The sequence below is a fragment of the Streptomyces sp. NPDC037013 genome (genome assembly GCF_055607265.1).
Genome location: NZ_JBVJRV010000014.1, coordinates 1 through 16,575 on the forward strand (window position 1 = coordinate 1; position 16,575 = coordinate 16,575).

The following is a 16,575-nucleotide window of genomic DNA, read 5'->3' on the forward strand; positions in this document are numbered from 1 at the left end:
ATCATGCAGATTCTTCGCCAACGACCGCACCCGGTGCGGATCACCCGGCGTCGGATCCTTCTCCAGATCCAGGACATGCCAGTCCGACGGACGGTACGACACTGCTCATTCCCCCGTGCTAGTAAAAGTCGCGCGCTCCGGGCGTGCCGGGCGCGCTCCGCGTTCAGCGGTCCCCGCGCGCCCGCCGCTCACGTGTTTCTCCTGGTGGGGCGCGGGTCTCTCGGGGGACCAGACGATACCCACGCGCCCCATGGTTTCACCATGTGAAGTTCACCCCTCAGACGGCGGGCCGCCCGCGGGGGCGGCCTCCACCGCCGTGCCCCCTCAGCGCAGCAGAACCCCGGCCTCCTCCCCCGTCGCCTCGGAGGGCACCGCCACGAGGCCCAGCTCGGCGGCACCGCCGCCCAGCAGCCGGTGCGCCGGCAGGATCCGCACCGTATAGCCGAACGGCCCCGTGCGGTCCAGGGTGAGCGGCCCCTCGTACACCCGGCGCCCTTCCACGTCGGGCCCGCTGACCGGTTTCAGCGGCACCGGCGAGGGGTCGGCGAGGTGGTCCTCGGGGTCGACGCGGCCCGCGACGGCCTGCACCTCCACGTCGTCCGGGGTCAGCTCACCGAGGTGCACCCGCACCCGCAGGGAGAGCGTGGCGCCCAGTTCGGCGGTGGCGCCGCTCGCCGACGCCTCGACGTGGTCGACGCCGACGCGCGGCCAGGCCTCCCTGACCCGGGCCTTCCAGGCGGCCAGTTCGACGGCGGCCCGCGTGTCGAGCGCGCGGTGGGCGCGGGCCGCGGGGACGTACAGCTTCTCGACGTACTCGCGCACCATGCGGCCGGCGAGGACCTTCGGGCCGAGCCGGGTCAGGGTCCTGCGGACCATCTCGATCCAGCGGTCGGGCAGACCGCCGGGGCCCTGCTCGTAGAAGCGGGGCGCGATGCGGTGCTCCAGGAGGTCGTAGAGGGCGGCGGCCTCCAGTTCGTCGCGGCGGTCGTCGTCGGTGGCGGCGCCGTCCGCGGTGGGGATGGCCCAGCCGAAGTCCGGCTCGAACCATTCGTCCCACCAGCCGTCCAGGACGGAGAGGTTGAGGCAGCCGTTCAGGGCCGCCTTCATGCCGCTCGTGCCGCACGCCTCCAGGGGCCGCAGCGGATTGTTCAGCCACACGTCGCAGCCCGGGTAGAGCTTCTGCGCCATCGCCATGCCGTAGTCCGGCAGGAAGACGATGTGCCGCCGGACCCGCGGGTCGTCGGTGAACCTGACGAGTTCCTGGATGAGCCGCTTGCCGCCGTCGTCGGCCGGGTGCGCCTTGCCCGCGACGACGATCTGCACCGGCCGCTCGGGGTGGCGCAGCAGCTCCATGAGCCGGTCGCGGTCGCGCAGCATCAGCGTGAGCCGCTTGTACGAGGGGACGCGGCGGGCGAAGCCGATGGTGAGGACGTCCGGGTCGAGCACCTCGTCGATCCAGCCCAGCTCGGCGGTGGCGGCCCCGCGCTGCCGCCAGGAATCGTGCAGGCGCCGCCTGACCTCGTGGACCAGCTGCTCGCGCAGGGTGCGGCGCAGCTCCCAGATGTCGGCGTCCCTGATGTCGGCGACGGCGTCCCAGCGGTCGGAGCCGCCGACGGAGAGCGCGTCCTCGGTGCGCCGCTCGCCGATCTGGCGGGCGCCGAGCCGGAAGACCTCGGGCGCCACCCAGGTGGGGGCGTGCACGCCGTTGGTGACGGAGGCGATCGGCACCTCCTCGGCGTCGAAGCCGGGCCACAGGCCGGCGAACATCTCCCGGCTCACCGCGCCGTGCAGGGTGCTCACGCCGTTGGCGCGGCTGCCGAGGCGCAGCCCCATCACCGCCATGTTGAAGAGGTTGGGCTCGCCGCCGGGGTAGGTCTCCATGCCGAGCCGCAGGACGTCGCCCGCGTCGATGCGGGGCAGTTCGGCGCCGGGGCCGAAGTGGTGGGCGACCAGTTCGCGGTCGAAGCGGTCGATGCCGGCGGGGACGGGGGTGTGGGTGGTGAAAACGGTGCCGGCGCGGACGGCTTCGAGCGCCGCGTCGAAGCCGACGTCGCGCAGGGCCAGTTCGTGGATGCGTTCGAGGCCGAGGAAGCCCGCGTGGCCCTCGTTGGTGTGGAACACCTCGGGTTCGGGGTGGCCGGTCAGGCGGCAGTACGCGCGGACGGCGCGGACGCCGCCGATGCCGAGGAGCATCTCCTGGAGCAGCCGGTGCTCGCTGCCGCCGCCGTAGAGCCGGTCGGTCACGTCGCGCTCGCCGGGGTCGTTCTCCTCGACGTCGGAGTCGAGCAGGAGCAGCGGTACGCGGCCGACCTGTGCCTGCCAGACGTGCGCCCGCAGGGAGCGTCCGCCGGGCAGGGCGAGGGCGACGGTGGTGGGCGTCCCGTCGGGCTCGCGGAGCAGGGCGAGGGGCAGCTCGTTGGGGTCGAGGACGGGGTAGTGCTCCTGCTGCCAGGCGTCCCGGGAGAGGGACTGGCGGAAGTAGCCGTGCCGGTAGAGCAGGCCGACGCCGATGAGGGGGACGCCGAGGTCGCTGGCGGCCTTCAGGTGGTCGCCGGCGAGGATGCCGAGGCCGCCGGAGTACTGCGGCAGGGCCGCGGTGATGCCGAACTCGGGCGAGAAGTAGGCGACGGCGCGCGGGAAGTTGCCCTCGCCGTGGGCCTGCGCCTGGTACCAGCGCTCCCCGGTGACGTACTCGCGCAGGTCGTCGGAGGTCTCTTCGAGGCGCCGCAGGAAGCCGGTGTCCCCGGCGAGCTCGGCGAGCCGCGCGGCCGGCACACCGCCGAGCAGCCGCACGGGGTCGCAGCCGGACGCCTCCCACAGCCGTGGGTCGACGGAGCGGAAGAGGTCACGGGTGCGCGGGTGCCAGGACCAGCGCAGGTTGCGGGCCAGCTCGGCGAGCTGGGCGAGGGGCCCGGGGAGGGCGGGTCGTACGGTGAATCGACGGATTGCCTTCACGGTCTCCACCTTCGTACGGCGTGTACGTGCGCGCGAGCGTGTCGACGGCTCGCATCGACGGTAGCCGGGTGCGGCCCTCCTCAACCACGGCGCACGGGGAGCACATCAGTCGGACCGGTCCGCCGGGCCGTCCTCGATCAGGTGCGGGTCGCCGTCCCAGACGCGCACGGCGGGCCGCCCGGCGGTGTGGCGCGGCCATGCGGGCCCGGGATCGCGGTCGCGGACGAAGGCGACCCAGGCCGCGTGCATCGCGTCGGCCAGCCGCTGCGGCGGCGCGTCCCCCGCGGCGGCGGCCACGCCCTCGGCGTCCAGCAGGTCGAAGGCGAAGGGCAGGTCCAGGCAGTGGAAGGCGAGGCCCTGGGTGTCGCCGGGGACGGGCGAGGGCCAGGCGAACTCGTACAGCCAAACGGGTCGCCCCCGGGCGGCGCGCGCCCCGGCCACGGCGCGGGTCGGCCGGCGGAAGACGAGGTCGGTCAGCTCCCGGCCGCCGAAGGCGTCGAACTCGTGCCGGGTGTGACCGAGGAGCAGCGGCACGTGTGCGCCCCGCTCCCCCTCGACGAGTTCGGTGAGCGCGGAGCGGGGCAGCAACTCGCCGTCGGCGAAGGGGGCGAGGAGCAGGCCCGGCAGCGCGTCCCGGTCGGGCCCGGGTGCGCTCATGGCGTCCTGGAGCGCGAGGAGCTCGGTGTCCGGCACGTCGCGCAGCGCCGCCGCGGTGGCGGGCACGCCGGTGCGCCGGGTGAACAGCTCGGACAGGGCGTGGCCCGTCGCGCGTTCCTGGGGTTCCATCATCGCGGGGGACATGGCCAGGGCGGCGCGGAACAACCCGTCGGCCGCTGGGGTGGCGAGCAGGGTCAGGACGGCGCCGCCGCCCGCGGACTGGCCGGCGACGGTGACCGCGGCCGGGTCGCCGCCGAACGCCGCGATGTTGTCGCGCACCCACTCCAGGGCGGCGATCCAGTCGCGCACCCCGCGGTTGTCCGGCGCGTCCGCCAGGTGCAGGAATCCCTCGATGCCGAGCCGGTAGCCGAACGAGACGACCACGACGCCGTCGCGGTTGAAGGCGGCCCCGTCGTACCAGGGGCTGGCCGGGGAGCCGGCGATGTAGCCGCCGCCGTGGATCCAGACCAGGACGGGGAGGCCGCCGCCGGGTCGGCGTGCGGGGTGAAGACGTTCAGGTTGAGGGTGTCCTCGCCGGGGACGGAGGGCTCGGGGATGGTGGCGTCCTCGCCGAAGCCGCGGCGCTGTGGGGTCGGCCCGTACGCGGTGGCGTCCCGCGGTTCGGTCCAGGGCGCGGGCGGGCGGGGCGGGGCGAAGCGGAGGTCGCCGACGGGTGGCGCGGCGTACGGGATGCCGAGGAACCGCACACCGTGGGCGGTGGGCTCGCCGCGTACGGGACCGTGGGTGGTGGTGACGGCCGGGCTCGGGGGCTCGCTCATGGTGCCACTCGACACCGGATTCGGCGCCCGGCGCAACCGCGTCAACTCCCGTCGGCGGCGCGGGATCGCGGCTCTTTCCCCGTCAGGCCCGGCATGCCCCGGCGATGGCCGCGGTGTCCCAGTAGAAGGGCCGGACCTCGGTGATCCGGCCGTCCCGGACCGTGAGGCTCTGCAGGATCGGGAAGGCGAGTTCGCGGCCGGTGGCGCGGGCGCGGGCCCGGATGTCGCTGTGGACCACCGCCGTGGGCCCGGTGGCGAGGAACTCCTGGCGGGTGATGTCGAAGGCCTGCCAGGTCCCGCTCATCGCGAGGAAGAACCGTGCCATGCCGTCGTGGCCGCGCCATGTCCCGCCGTACGGCAGGCCCGCCGCCTGGTGGAGGACGACGTCGGGCGAGAAGTACGGCACGAGCAGGTCGAACGAGGCGCGGCCCGGTCCGCCCGCCGCCAGATACCGGGCCTCGGCCGCGTACATGCCGGTCAGCACCCATGTGGAGTCGGTCATGGGCAGGGCATCTCTCTGCGTGGTCATGTCCCCATCCGATCGCCGCGCGGGACGGGGCACCGGCGGATATCGGACCTCCACTTCTGCCGGTGATCCGCCGGTCCTGCCCCGGGGCCGGGGCGGCGGGCGGCCCGTGTGCGGTAGTTCAGTGCGATCCGGGTGAAGCGTGACATGCGGGACGATGCACTTCAGCCACACCAAACCACCAGGTCACGACCTGAACCACCGCTTTCGGGACGGTCGGGGGCCTCCTAGGTTGAGGGCGTCCGATCAGGAGGCACCGCCGGGCGACGCGCACCACCCCCGCCGGCGAGTGCCGCACCCAAGGAGGATGCATGGCCGAGATCATCTCCAACGGCGTGTACGTGATCAGGAACGCGGCGTACGAGGACCGGGTCGTCGACCTGAGCGGCGGCACCGCCGAACCCAATGTGCCCGTCATCGGCTGGAGCTATCACAAGGGCGAGAACCAGCAGTGGGACGTCGTGCACACCAGCGGCAACCTGTACGTCATCAAGAGCAAGATCACCTCCCACGAGGCCTTCTTCGCCCTCAGCGACCTCAAGATCTTCCCGCCCCTCATCGCCAACCAGCCGTTCATGGAGCGGTGGTCGATCGAGCCGGTCGGCGAGGGCAAGGTCCGCATCCACTTCCCGTACATGGACGGCGTGGCGACCCTCAGGTCGGAGAAGGAGGGCACCCAGCTCACCCTTGAGCCGTGGCGGGGCGAGAACAGCCAGATGTGGCGCTTCGAGTCGATCTGACCCCACCGGCACTCCGACGCGGCCCACCGCCTCCCGCGGTGGGCCGCAGCGCGTCACGGATCACCACGACCTGCACCGGTTGAGGGCGGATTTCCGGCCAGTCTGGGCGGGGGCCGTGCGCGTACGGAAATCGGCGCCGGCCGGCGCGCACGGCGCGTACCGCACCGCCGCGGCGCGGAATTCCGGTGGTGAAGGAGGACGGGGGCATATGCCGACAGGTCAACACCCCATAAGGCATATGCGAATTGGACCGGTCCCGCCATTCATGGCGGGGCCGGTCTTGCATGCGCCCTTACGCACTAGTAGTTAACAAAGCGCCGGATTGCCCACCCGAAGGGTGTGGGAAGGCTCCTGCGGTACGCACGTCGGCGCAGCGCCGGCACGCACCACGGAACCCCTGCCCACCCACGTATCCGTGCACGCGGACAGGAGCGGTCAGACATGGCTTTTGGCTCAACCCCGCCAGGCTCACCCGCACAGCCCACCATCCCCGTCCTGGATGTCGGCCCGGCCGTGCACCACGGACGAAAACCGGCGAAGGCGGTGCCGGGAGAAACGTTCCAGGTCACCGCCACCGTCTTCCGTGAGGGCCACGAGGCGGTCGCCGCCAACGTCGTCCTGCGCGACCCCGCGGGCAGACCGGGACCCTGGACGCCGATGCGGGAACTCGCGCCGGGCACCGACCGGTGGGGCGCCGACGTCACGCCGGACGCCGAGGGGAACTGGACGTACGCCGTGGAGGCGTGGGGCGACCCCGTCGCGACCTGGCGCCACCACGCGCGGATCAAGATACCGGCGGGCCTCGACACCGACCTGGTCCTGGAGGAGGGCGCCCGCCTCCACGAGCGCGCCGCGGCCGGCGTCCCCCGCGCCGAGCGGGCGGCCGTGCTCGGCGCGGCCGAAGCGCTGCGCGACACGGACCGCTCCCCCGCGGCCCGTCTCGCCGCCGCCCTCACCCCCGAGGTCGAGGCGACGCTCGCCCGCCATCCGCTGCGCGAATTCGTCACCCGCTCCGAGGAGTTGCCGCTGGTCGTGGAGCGGCACAGGGCCCTGTTCGGCTCCTGGTACGAGTTCTTCCCGCGCTCGGAGGGCGCGGTCGTCCGCGAGGGCGCCCCGCCGGTGTCGGGGACTTTCCGCACGGCGGCCGAGCGGCTGCCGGCCATCGCGGAGATGGGCTTCGACGTCGTCTATCTCCCGCCGATCCACCCGATCGGCACCACCTTCCGCAAGGGCCCGAACAACTCCCTGTCCGTGGGCCGCCACGACGTCGGTGTGCCGTGGGCGATCGGTTCGCCGGAGGGCGGGCACGATGCCGTCCACCCGGACCTGGGCACGCTGGAGGACTTCGACGCGTTCGTGCGGGAGGCCGGGCGGCTCGGCCTGGAAGTGGCCCTGGACTTCGCGCTGCAGTGCTCGCCGGACCACCCCTGGGTGGAGAAGCACCCCGAGTGGTTCCGCCGCCGGGCGGACGGCTCCATCGCGTACGCGGAGAACCCGCCGAAGAAGTACCAGGACATCTACCCGATCTCCTTCGAGCAGGACATGCCGGGGCTGATCGCGGAGACCGTGCGGCTGCTGCGCTTCTGGATGGCGCACGGCGTCCGCGTCTTCCGCGTGGACAATCCGCACACCAAGCCGGTGGTGTTCTGGGAGCGGGTCATCGCGGACATCAACGCGAGTGACCCGGACGTCATCTTCCTCGCCGAGGCGTTCACCCGCCCCGCCATGATGCGGACCCTCGCCGCCATCGGCTTCCAGCAGTCGTACACGTACTTCACCTGGCGCAACTCCAAGGAGGAACTCACCGACTACCTCACCGAGTTGTCCCGTGAGACCGCGCACTTCCTGCGGCCCAACTTCTTCGTGAACACCCCCGACATCCTGCACGCCTACCTCCAGGAGGGCGGCCGGGCCGCCTTCGAGGTGCGTGCCGTGCTCGCCGCCACGCTCTCGCCCACCTGGGGCGTCTACAGCGGGTTCGAGCTGTGCGAGAACGCCGCGGTGCGGCCGGGCAGCGAGGAGTACCTGGACTCGGAGAAGTACCAACTGCGCCCGCGTGCCTGGGAGTCGGCCGCACGCAGCGGTGCCACCATCGCGCCGCTCATCACGGCGCTGAACGGCATCCGGCGCGCCAACCCCGCCCTGCAGCAACTGCGCGACCTGCACTTCCACCCCACCGACAAGGAAGCGGTGATCGCCTACTCGAAGTCCGCCGCCACCGCGCACGACTCGAACACGGTTCTGGTGGTCGCGAACCTCGACCCTCACCACACCCAGGAGGCGACGGTCTCGTTGGACATGCCGCGACTCGGCCTCGACTGGCACGAGACCGTACCGGTGCGCGACGAGCTCACCGGCGACACCTACCACTGGGGCAGGACCAACTATGTGCGCCTGGAACCGGGCGTCGCGCCCGCGCACGTCTTCCGGGTCCTGCGACCGTCCTCACCGTTGATCGGAGGGTCACCCACACCATGATCGTCAATGAGCCCGTCCAGGACACCTTCGAGGACACGCCCACCAAGGACCGTGACCCCGACTGGTTCAAGCGTGCCGTCTTCTATGAGGTGCTGGTCCGTTCCTTTCAGGACAGCAACGGCGATGGCATCGGGGATCTGAAGGGCATCACCGCCAAGCTGGACTACCTGCAGTGGCTGGGGGTGGACTGCCTGTGGCTGCCGCCGTTCTTCAAGTCCCCGCTGCGCGACGGCGGTTACGACGTCTCCGACTACACCGCCGTACTCCCGGAGTTCGGCGACCTGGCGGACTTCGTGGAGTTCGTCGACTCCGCCCACCAGCGCGGCATGCGCGTCATCATCGACTTCGTCATGAACCACACCAGCGACCAGCACCCGTGGTTCCAGGCCTCACGCACCGACCCCACCGGCCCGTATGGCGACTACTACGTGTGGGCCGATGACGACAAGGCCTACAGCGACGCCCGCATCATCTTCGTCGACACCGAAGCCTCCAACTGGACCTTCGACCCGGTACGCAAGCAGTACTACTGGCACCGCTTCTTCTCCCACCAGCCCGACCTGAACTTTGAGAACCCCGCCGTCCAGGAAGAAATCATCTCCGCCCTGCGCTTCTGGCTGGACCTGGGCATCGACGGCTTCCGCCTGGACGCGGTGCCCTACCTCTACGCCGAGGAAGGCACCAACTGCGAGAACCTGCCGCGCACCCACCACCTCCTCAAACGCGTCCGCGCCGAGATCGACGCGCACTACCCCGACACCGTCCTGCTCGCCGAGGCCAACCAGTGGCCCGAAGACGTGGTCGACTACTTCGGCGCCTTCCAGGGCGGCGGCGACGAATGCCACATGGCCTTCCACTTCCCCGTCATGCCCCGCATCTTCATGGCCGTGCGCCGCGAATCGCGCTACCCCGTCTCCGAGATCCTCGCCAAGACCCCCGCCATCCCCTCCGGCTGCCAGTGGGGCATCTTCCTGCGCAACCACGACGAGCTGACCCTGGAAATGGTCACCGACGAAGAACGCGACTACATGTACGCGGAGTACGCCAAAGACCCCCGCATGCGCGCCAACATCGGCATCCGCCGCCGCCTGGCCCCCCTGCTGGACAACGACCGCAACCAGATCGAACTGTTCACCGCCCTGCTGCTGTCCCTGCCCGGCTCACCGATCCTCTACTACGGCGACGAGATCGGCATGGGCGACAACATCTGGCTCGGCGACCGCGACGCGGTGCGCACCCCCATGCAGTGGACCCCCGACCGCAACGCCGGCTTCTCCTCCTGCGACCCGGGCCGCCTGTACCTGCCCACCATCATGGACCCCGTCTACGGCTACCAGGTCACCAACGTCGAGGCGTCCATGTCCTCACCCTCCAGCCTGCTCCACTGGACCCGCCGCATGATCGAGATCCGCAAGCAGAACCCCGCCTTCGGACTCGGCTCCTACACCGAACTGCCCTCCACCAACCCGGCCGTCATCGCCTTCCTGCGCGAATACAAGGACGACCTGGTCCTGTGCGTCCACAACTTCTCCCGCTTCGCCCAGCCCACCGAACTCGACCTCCAGGCCTTCAACGGCCGCCACCCCGTCGAACTCATCGGCGGCGTACGCTTTCCGGCCATCGGAGAACTCCCCTACCTCCTCACCCTCGCAGGACACGGCTTCTACTGGTTCCGGCTCCGCAAGGAACCGGCGTAGGCTCCTGCGGCGCGACACCCTCGCGGGGCGGTTTCCTCCGCCCCGCCCTGGGCACTCCTACGCACGACCGGCACCCCCTTCACGCACCATCGGCACGCCCGCACCCTGCCTTGTCCGCGACGCGGAAAGGACGCGACGCCATGTCGGAAGCCGCCACCCGCCCCAGTGCGCACGCCACCGCGCTGCTCGCCTCGCTCGACCCGCTGCTGCGCGCGTGGCTGCCGCGGCAGCGGTGGTTCGCCGGGAAGGGCCGCCCGATCAGCGCTCTGGAAGCGGTGACGGCGACCGAACTCCTGCCGCGCACCTCGCAGTCGGGCCTGCTGCACCTGCTCCTGCGGGTCCGCCAGCCGGCCGTGCCCGGCCAGGGCACCCCGCCCGACGGCGGCCAACGGGCCGCCGATTGCTACCAGTTGCTGCTCGGCGTACGCCGGTCCCTGCCCCCGCACCTCGCGCCCGCCCTGATCGGCCACGTCACCGAGGGGCCGCTCACCGGGCACACGGTGTACGAGGCGCTGCACGACGCGTACGTCACCGAGCTGCTGCTCGAACGGCTGCGGATCCCGGGCCGGCACGGCGTGCTCCGCTTCGAGCGCGACATGAGTGTCGAGATCCCCTCCGGCCTCACCCCGCGGCTGCTCGGCACCGAGCAGTCCAACTCCTCGCTCGTCTACGGAGATACGTTCATCCTCAAGCTGTTCCGCCGGGTGGTGCCCGGCCTCAACCCCGACCTCGAACTCCCCCTGGAACTCGCCCGCGAGGGGTGCGAGCGGGTGCCGGCGCCCGCCGCGTGGTTCCTCGCCGACCTCGACCACGGCACCGGTGCCGCCGGGGAGGCCTGCGGGCTCGGGGTGCTCCAGCCGTATCTGGCCGGGGCGGAGGACGGCTGGGAGCTCGCCCTGCGGATGCGGGACAAGGACGAGAGCTTCACCGGCGAGGCCCGCGCCCTCGGCCGCGCCACCGCCGAGGTGCACGCGGCGCTCGCGGCCGCGCTGCCGACCGTCACCCTGGGCCGGGCCCAGGTGGAGCTGATCGCCGACGCCATGGCGGGCCGCCTCCAGGCGGCGGCGCAGGCGGTGCCCGCGCTGCGCCCCTACGCGCCCGGACTGCTCACCGCCTTCGAGGCACTGGCCGACCTGGGCTGCGAGGGCCAGTCGTGGACGGCGCAGCGCATCCACGGAGACCTGCACCTGGGCCAGTGCCTGCGCTCCCCGGACGGCGAGTGGTCGCTCATAGACTTCGAGGGCGAGCCGGCCCGCCCGCTCGCCGAGCGCCGCCTGCCGCAGCCGGCCGTCCGCGATGTCGCGGGCATGCTGCGCTCCTTCGACTACGCGGCCTCCCACGGCACCTGGGAGCCCGACTGGGCCGACGCCTGCCGGGCCGCGTACTGCGCGGGCTACGCGGAGGTCTCGGGCCGCGACCCGCGCACCGACCCCGTACTGCTGCGCGCGCACGAGACCGACAAGGCGGTCTACGAAGTCCTCTACGAGGCCCGGCACCGCCCCGACTGGCTGCCGGTCCCCCTGGCCGCGGTCCGCCGCCTCGCCCAGGACGGCCCCGCCGACGACGCCCACTGACCATTCCTCCCGAGGAGGCCTCTCCCGTGACCCCCAAGAGCCCGAAGAAGGCGGCGGCGAAGACACCGGCGAAGGCCGCCCCCAAACCCAAACCGAAGGCGGCGAAGAAGGCGGCACCCAAGTCCACGTCCAAGACCGCGCCCAAGACCACGGAGTCCCGCGTCCCCGAACAGACGCGCACCGAACCACCCGCCACCGAACCGCCGGTCACCGCGCCCCCCGTGACGGAATCCCCGGTGTCCGAGGAGGACCGCGCCCGGCTGCTCAGCGGCACGCACCACGATCCGCACGGCGTCCTGGGGGCCCACCCCGTCGACGGCGGCATCGCCTTCCGCGCCCTGCGCCCGTACGCCAAGGCCGTCACCGTCATCGCCGAGGACCTCCGGGCCGAGCTGCGCGACGACGGCGACGGCTTCTTCTCCGCGGTGCTGCCGCTGCGGGCCGCGCCCGACGACTACCGGCTGCGCGTCACGTACGAGGAGACGGAGCTGGAGATCCACGACGCGTACTCCTTCCTGCCCTCGCTCGGCGAGTTCGATCTGCACCTGATCGGCGAGGGCCGGCACGAGCGGCTCTGGGAGGCGCTCGGGGCCCGGCCGATGGTCCACCAGGGCGCGACCGGCACCCGGTTCACGGTGTGGGCGCCCAACGCGCGGGGCGTGCGGGTCGTCGGCGGCTTCAACTTCTGGGACGGCGTGGGCTTCCCGATGCGCTCGCTCGGCGCGACCGGCATCTGGGAGCTGTTCGTGCCGTCCGTCGGCGAGGGCGAGCTGTACAAGTTCCAGATCACCCGGCCGGACGGCTCGACGACCCTGCGCGCCGACCCGCTGGCGCGCCGCACCGAGATACCGCCCGCCAACTCCTCCGTCGTGCACGAGTCCCACCACGAGTGGCACGACCAGGAGTGGCTGGCGCGCCGCGCGGACCGTCCCGCCCACGAGGCGCCGTTCTCGGTGTACGAGGTGCACCTTGCCTCCTGGCGGCCCGGCCTCACCTACCGCCAGCTCGCCGAGCAACTCCCCGCCTACGTCGCCGACCTGGGCTTCACCCACGTCGAGCTGATGCCGGTCGCCGAGCACCCCTTCGGCGGTTCCTGGGGCTACCAGGTCACCGGCTTCTACGCCCCCACGGCCCGCCTCGGCACCCCCGACGACTTCAAACACCTCGTCGACGCCCTCCACCAGGCAGGCATCGGCGTCCTCATGGACTGGGTGCCCGCACACTTCCCGCGGGACGACTGGGCGCTCGCCGAGTTCGACGGGCGGCCCCTGTACGAGCACGAGGACCCGGCCCGCTCCGCGCACCCGGACTGGGGCACCCTCGAATTCGACTACGGCCGCAAGGAAGTACGCAACTTCCTCGTCGCCAACGCCTGTTACTGGTGCGAGGAGTTCCACATCGACGGGCTGCGCGTCGACGCCGTCGCCTCGATGCTCTACCTCGACTACTCGCGCGAGGACGGCCAGTGGACGCCCAACGCGCACGGCGGGCGCGAGAACCTCGACGCCGTCGCCTTCCTCCAGGAGATGAACGCCACCGTCTACCGCCGCGTGCCCGGCGTCGTCACCATCGCCGAGGAGTCCACGGCCTGGGACGGCGTGACCCGGGCGACGCACCACCAGGGCCCCGGCGGCTTCGGCGGCCTCGGCTTCGGCCTGAAGTGGAACATGGGCTGGATGCACGACTCCCTCGACTACGTGGCGAAGGAGCCGGTGCACCGCAAACACCACCACAACGAGATGACGTTCTCGATGGTGTACGCCTACAGCGAGAACTACGTCCTGCCCATCTCGCACGACGAGGTCGTGCACGGCAAGCGCTCGCTGGTGTCGAAGATGCCGGGCGACTGGTGGCAGCAGCGCGCCACCCACCGCGCCTACCTCGGCTTCATGTGGGCCCACCCCGGCAAGCAACTCCTCTTCATGGGCCAGGAGTTCGCCCAGGGCGCCGAGTGGTCGGAGAGCCACGGCCCGGACTGGTGGCTGCTCGACCCGGCGTACGGCGCGGAGGCCGACCATCGGGGCGTGCGGGACCTGGTCCGCGACCTGAACACCGTCTACCGGCGCGAGGGCGCCCTCTGGCAGCGCGACACGGACCCCGCCGGGTTCGCCTGGATCGAGGGCGACGCCGCCGAGGACAACGTCTTCGCCTTCCTGCGCCACCCCGCCGAGGACACCGAAGGCACCCCGCTGCTCGCCGTCTCGCACTTCTCACCGGTCGTCCGGCACGGCTACCGCATCGGCGTGCCGGACGAGTTCGCCGCCTGGCAGGAGGTCCTCAACACGGACGAGGCCCGCTACGGCGGTGGCGACGTCACCAACCCCGACCCCCTCAAGCCGGAACCGGTGCCGTCCCACGGCCGCCCCGCCTCCCTGCGCCTGACCCTGCCACCCCTGGCGACGGTGTGGCTGCGGCCGGCCTGACGGCTCACCCCACCTCGTCCAACCCCTTCAGCGCGGGCGGCAGTTCCGCCGCGTACAGGAGACCGAGCCGCTGCGTGGCACGGGTCAGCGCCACGTACAGGTCGCTCGTCCCGTACCGCGCCGGCTCGACGACCAGGACCGTGTCGAACTCCAGGCCCTTCGCCTGACGCGGGTCGATCAGGACGACCGGCCGCGTCAGGTCCGGGGCCTGCCCGGCCGTCACCCCGGGCAGGTGTGCGGCGAGCTCCGCGTGGAACTCGCGCGGGGCGATCACCGCGAGGCGGCCCTCGTCCCGGGCCTCGGCGGCCACCGCGTCGGCCACGGCGGCGCCGAGGTCGTCCGTGCGCCGCGCCCAGGGCCGCACGCCCGTGGACCGCACGGAACTCGGCGGCCGGAACTCCGGGTGCTCCACGCGGGGCACCTCGGCGGCGACGTCCATGATCTCCACGGGCGTGCGGTAGTTGACCCCGAGGCGGGTGTACTCCCAGCGGTCCCCGACGTACGGGGTGAGGATGCTCTCCCACGTGCCGCAGCCGCCCGCCTCCGCGGTCTGCGCCGGGTCGCCGACGAGCGTCATGGAGCGGGTGGGGCAGCGCCGCATCAGCAGCCGCCAGGCCATCGCGGAGAGCTCCTGCGCCTCGTCGACGATGATGTGCCCGAACGCCCAGGTGCGGTCGGCCGCCGCGCGCTCGGCGGCGCTGCGGTGGTCGGCCTCCTCCTGGCGCTCGGCCATCCGCTCCGCGTCGATGATGTTGTGAGCGAGCAGGACCTCGGCGTCGTCCTCGTCCTTGTCCTCGAACTCGTACGTACGGGAGGCGCGCGAGACGTCGAGCACGCCCTGCGCGTAGGCGATCTGCCGGGCCCGCTCGGCCTCGGCCGCCGCCCGCTCGGCGCTGTCGTCGTGGCCGAGCAGCTCGGCGGCCTCGTCGAGCAGCGGGATGTCGGCGGCGGTCCAGGGCGCGTCGAACGGCCTGCGGATCGCCGCGGCGTCCCGCTCGTCCAGCCCGGTCGGCTCCTCCAGGTACTCGGCGACGAACCGCTGCGGAGTCAGCGTCGGCCACAACTCCTCGATGGCCGCGTGGACTTCGGCACTGGCCGCGATGGCCTTGCCGAGCTGGGCGATGTCGTCGGGGCCCAGGAAGTTCGGCCCGCCGTACGGGTCGTGGCCGATGCGCTCGGCGAGCTGCTCGGTGAGCGCGTCGATGATCCGGAACGCGAAGTGCGGACGGCCGAGGTTGTGCGGCACGTCGGCGGCGCGGGCGGCCTCGCGCGCCTGGTCGGCGATGGTCCAGTCGAGGATCAGCTCCCCGTCGTCATGCTCGATGATCATCGGCCGGCCCGGCTCGGGCGTCAGCTGCCGGTCCCGTACGGCCGCCGCGAGCACCTCCGCCATCTCCGCGCGCCCCTTCACCTCGGCCGCCTCGGGGCTGTCCGTGCCGGTGGCGGTCACGCCGGGGAACAGCTCGCCGACCGTGGAGAGCAGCACGCCGGTCTCGCCGAGCGCGGGCAGCACCTCGCCGATGTAGCCGAGGAAGGCCGGGTTCGGGCCGACGACCAGGACCGCGCGCTTGGCGAGCAGCTCGCGGTGGGCGTAGAGCAGGAACGCGGCGCGGTGCAGCGCCACGACCGTCTTGCCGGTGCCAGGCCCGCCCTCGACGACGAGGACGCCGCGGTGCGGGGCGCGGATGATGCGGTCCTGCTCGGCCTGGATGGTCTGCACGATGTCGTGCATGCGGCCGGTGCGGGCCGAGTCGAGCGCGGCGAGCAGCACCTCGTCGGCGTCGGCGCCCTCGTGGCCGGTGCGGGTCGTGTCCGCGAGGTCAAGGATCTCGTCGTGCAGACCGGTGACCTCGCGGCCCTTGGTGGTGATGTGCCGCCGTCTGCGCAGGCCCATCGGGGTGTGACCCGTCGCGAGGTAGAAGGGGCGCGCGACATCGGCACGCCAATCGATCACGAGCGGGGTGCGCTCGGTGTCGGACGCGCGGATCCCGATGCGCCCGATGTGATGGTCGCGGCCGTCACGGAATTCGAGCCGGCCGAAGCAGAGGCCGTTCTCCCCCGCGTCGAAGGCGGCGAGCAGCCCGGACTGCTCCGCCACCAGCACATCCCGCTCAAGGCGCGCCTGGAGACCCGTGCCCACCTGCGACAACGACGTCTGCACGGCGGCCTCGGCCTCCTCGCGCAGCGCGTCCAGGCGTGCGTACAGCCCGGAGACGAATTGCTGCTCTTCCCGCAATTCCTCGGTTGACAATTCAGCCCCTCGCCAGTTACAGTGCTCTTATTGAAACTTTCCGAGAAGCCGCCATGTGCAAATGGGTGCACAAATAGGCAGAGCTTCGCGAAAGAATCCAATATACGCAGAGAAATCCCCCGGACGTCAATTCGTCAGGGGGATTTTTCTTGTTGGGATGGGCTACAGCACGTCGGCCAGCTCCGCGAGCAGCTTCCGCTTGGCCCGCGCGCCCACCATCTGCTTCACGGGCTCACCGCCACGGAACACGATCATCGTCGGCGCCGAGAGCACCTTGTACGCGATCGCCGTCTCCGGGCTGCGGTCCACGTCCAGCTGCACGATCTTCAACCGGTCCGCCTCCTCGCGCGCCAGCTCGCTCAGCACCGGCGCAAGCTGCCGGCACGGCCCGCACCAGTCCGCCGTGAACTCCACGAGCACCGGCCGGTCCGCCTCGCGCAACACCTCTTCGCCGAAATCCGCGTCCGTCACCTCGGCCACACCTGCTGCCTTCAC

At 71.9% G+C, this 16,575-nt stretch carries 9 protein-coding genes and 1 pseudogene; 5 read left to right on the top strand and 5 right to left on the bottom strand.

Going from position 1 to position 16,575, the window contains the following annotated elements:
• Positions 1-324 precede the first annotated feature (324 nt).
• From glgP to ACZ7DY_RS36375, 3 genes and pseudogenes are all read right to left on the bottom strand, one after another.
• Positions 325-2,955 (bottom strand): alpha-glucan family phosphorylase, encoded by a 2,631-nt coding sequence (gene glgP / locus ACZ7DY_RS36365; RefSeq protein WP_471143505.1) that lies wholly within the window; start codon positions 2,953-2,955, stop codon positions 325-327.
• Between the two features lie 105 nt (positions 2,956-3,060).
• Positions 3,061-4,391, bottom strand: a pseudogene (locus tag ACZ7DY_RS36370) (carboxylesterase/lipase family protein).
• Between the two features lie 82 nt (positions 4,392-4,473).
• Positions 4,474-4,920: a nuclear transport factor 2 family protein gene (locus tag ACZ7DY_RS36375; RefSeq protein WP_471143508.1), complete on the bottom strand. Its 447-nt coding sequence runs from the start codon at positions 4,918-4,920 to the stop codon at positions 4,474-4,476.
• Between the two features lie 308 nt (positions 4,921-5,228).
• Here ACZ7DY_RS36375 and ACZ7DY_RS36380 point away from each other — a divergent pair, with 308 nt between their 5' ends.
• The 5 genes from ACZ7DY_RS36380 to glgB all read left to right on the top strand — a co-directional run bounded on the left by ACZ7DY_RS36380 (position 5,229) and on the right by glgB (position 13,829).
• Positions 5,229-5,657: an RICIN domain-containing protein gene (locus ACZ7DY_RS36380; RefSeq protein WP_471143509.1), complete on the top strand. Its 429-nt coding sequence runs from the start codon at positions 5,229-5,231 to the stop codon at positions 5,655-5,657.
• A gap of 441 nt (positions 5,658-6,098) precedes the next feature.
• Positions 6,099-8,135: an alpha-1,4-glucan--maltose-1-phosphate maltosyltransferase gene (locus ACZ7DY_RS36385; RefSeq protein WP_471143512.1), complete on the top strand. Its 2,037-nt coding sequence runs from the start codon at positions 6,099-6,101 to the stop codon at positions 8,133-8,135.
• Positions 8,132-9,832: a maltose alpha-D-glucosyltransferase gene (gene treS / locus ACZ7DY_RS36390; RefSeq protein WP_471143514.1), complete on the top strand. Its 1,701-nt coding sequence runs from the start codon at positions 8,132-8,134 to the stop codon at positions 9,830-9,832. Before ACZ7DY_RS36385 ends, treS begins: the two co-directional genes overlap by 4 nt.
• A gap of 140 nt (positions 9,833-9,972) precedes the next feature.
• A complete protein-coding gene (locus ACZ7DY_RS36395) occupies positions 9,973-11,406 on the top strand; it encodes a maltokinase N-terminal cap-like domain-containing protein (protein ID WP_471143515.1) in 1,434 nt (477 codons plus the stop codon).
• 26 nt (positions 11,407-11,432) lie between these two features.
• Complete coding sequence (glgB, locus tag ACZ7DY_RS36400) at positions 11,433-13,829, top strand: 1,4-alpha-glucan branching enzyme (RefSeq protein ID WP_471143518.1); 2,397 nt, start codon at positions 11,433-11,435, stop codon at positions 13,827-13,829.
• 4 nt (positions 13,830-13,833) lie between these two features.
• Here the strand turns inward: glgB and ACZ7DY_RS36405 are convergent, their stop codons facing one another.
• Both ACZ7DY_RS36405 and trxA read right to left on the bottom strand, forming a co-directional pair.
• Positions 13,834-16,080 carry a HelD family protein gene (locus ACZ7DY_RS36405; protein ID WP_471143520.1) on the bottom strand — a complete coding sequence of 749 codons (2,247 nt, stop codon included), beginning with the start codon at positions 16,078-16,080 and terminating at the stop codon, positions 13,834-13,836.
• Positions 16,081-16,242: 162 nt separating this feature from the next.
• The gene (gene trxA, locus ACZ7DY_RS36410; RefSeq protein WP_471143521.1) at positions 16,243-16,575 is read right to left on the bottom strand and encodes a thioredoxin; all 333 of its coding nucleotides are present in this window, start codon (positions 16,573-16,575) and stop codon (positions 16,243-16,245) included.

Coding starts and splice junctions, on each gene's coding strand:
- ACZ7DY_RS36375 (WP_471143508.1), bottom strand. CDS start 4,920: ATGACCACGCAGAGAGATGCCCTGCCCATGACCGACTCCACATGGGTG.
- ACZ7DY_RS36380 (WP_471143509.1), top strand. CDS start 5,229: ATGGCCGAGATCATCTCCAACGGCGTGTACGTGATCAGGAACGCGGCG.
- ACZ7DY_RS36385 (WP_471143512.1), top strand. CDS start 6,099: ATGGCTTTTGGCTCAACCCCGCCAGGCTCACCCGCACAGCCCACCATC.
- treS (WP_471143514.1), top strand. CDS start 8,132: ATGATCGTCAATGAGCCCGTCCAGGACACCTTCGAGGACACGCCCACC.
- ACZ7DY_RS36395 (WP_471143515.1), top strand. CDS start 9,973: ATGTCGGAAGCCGCCACCCGCCCCAGTGCGCACGCCACCGCGCTGCTC.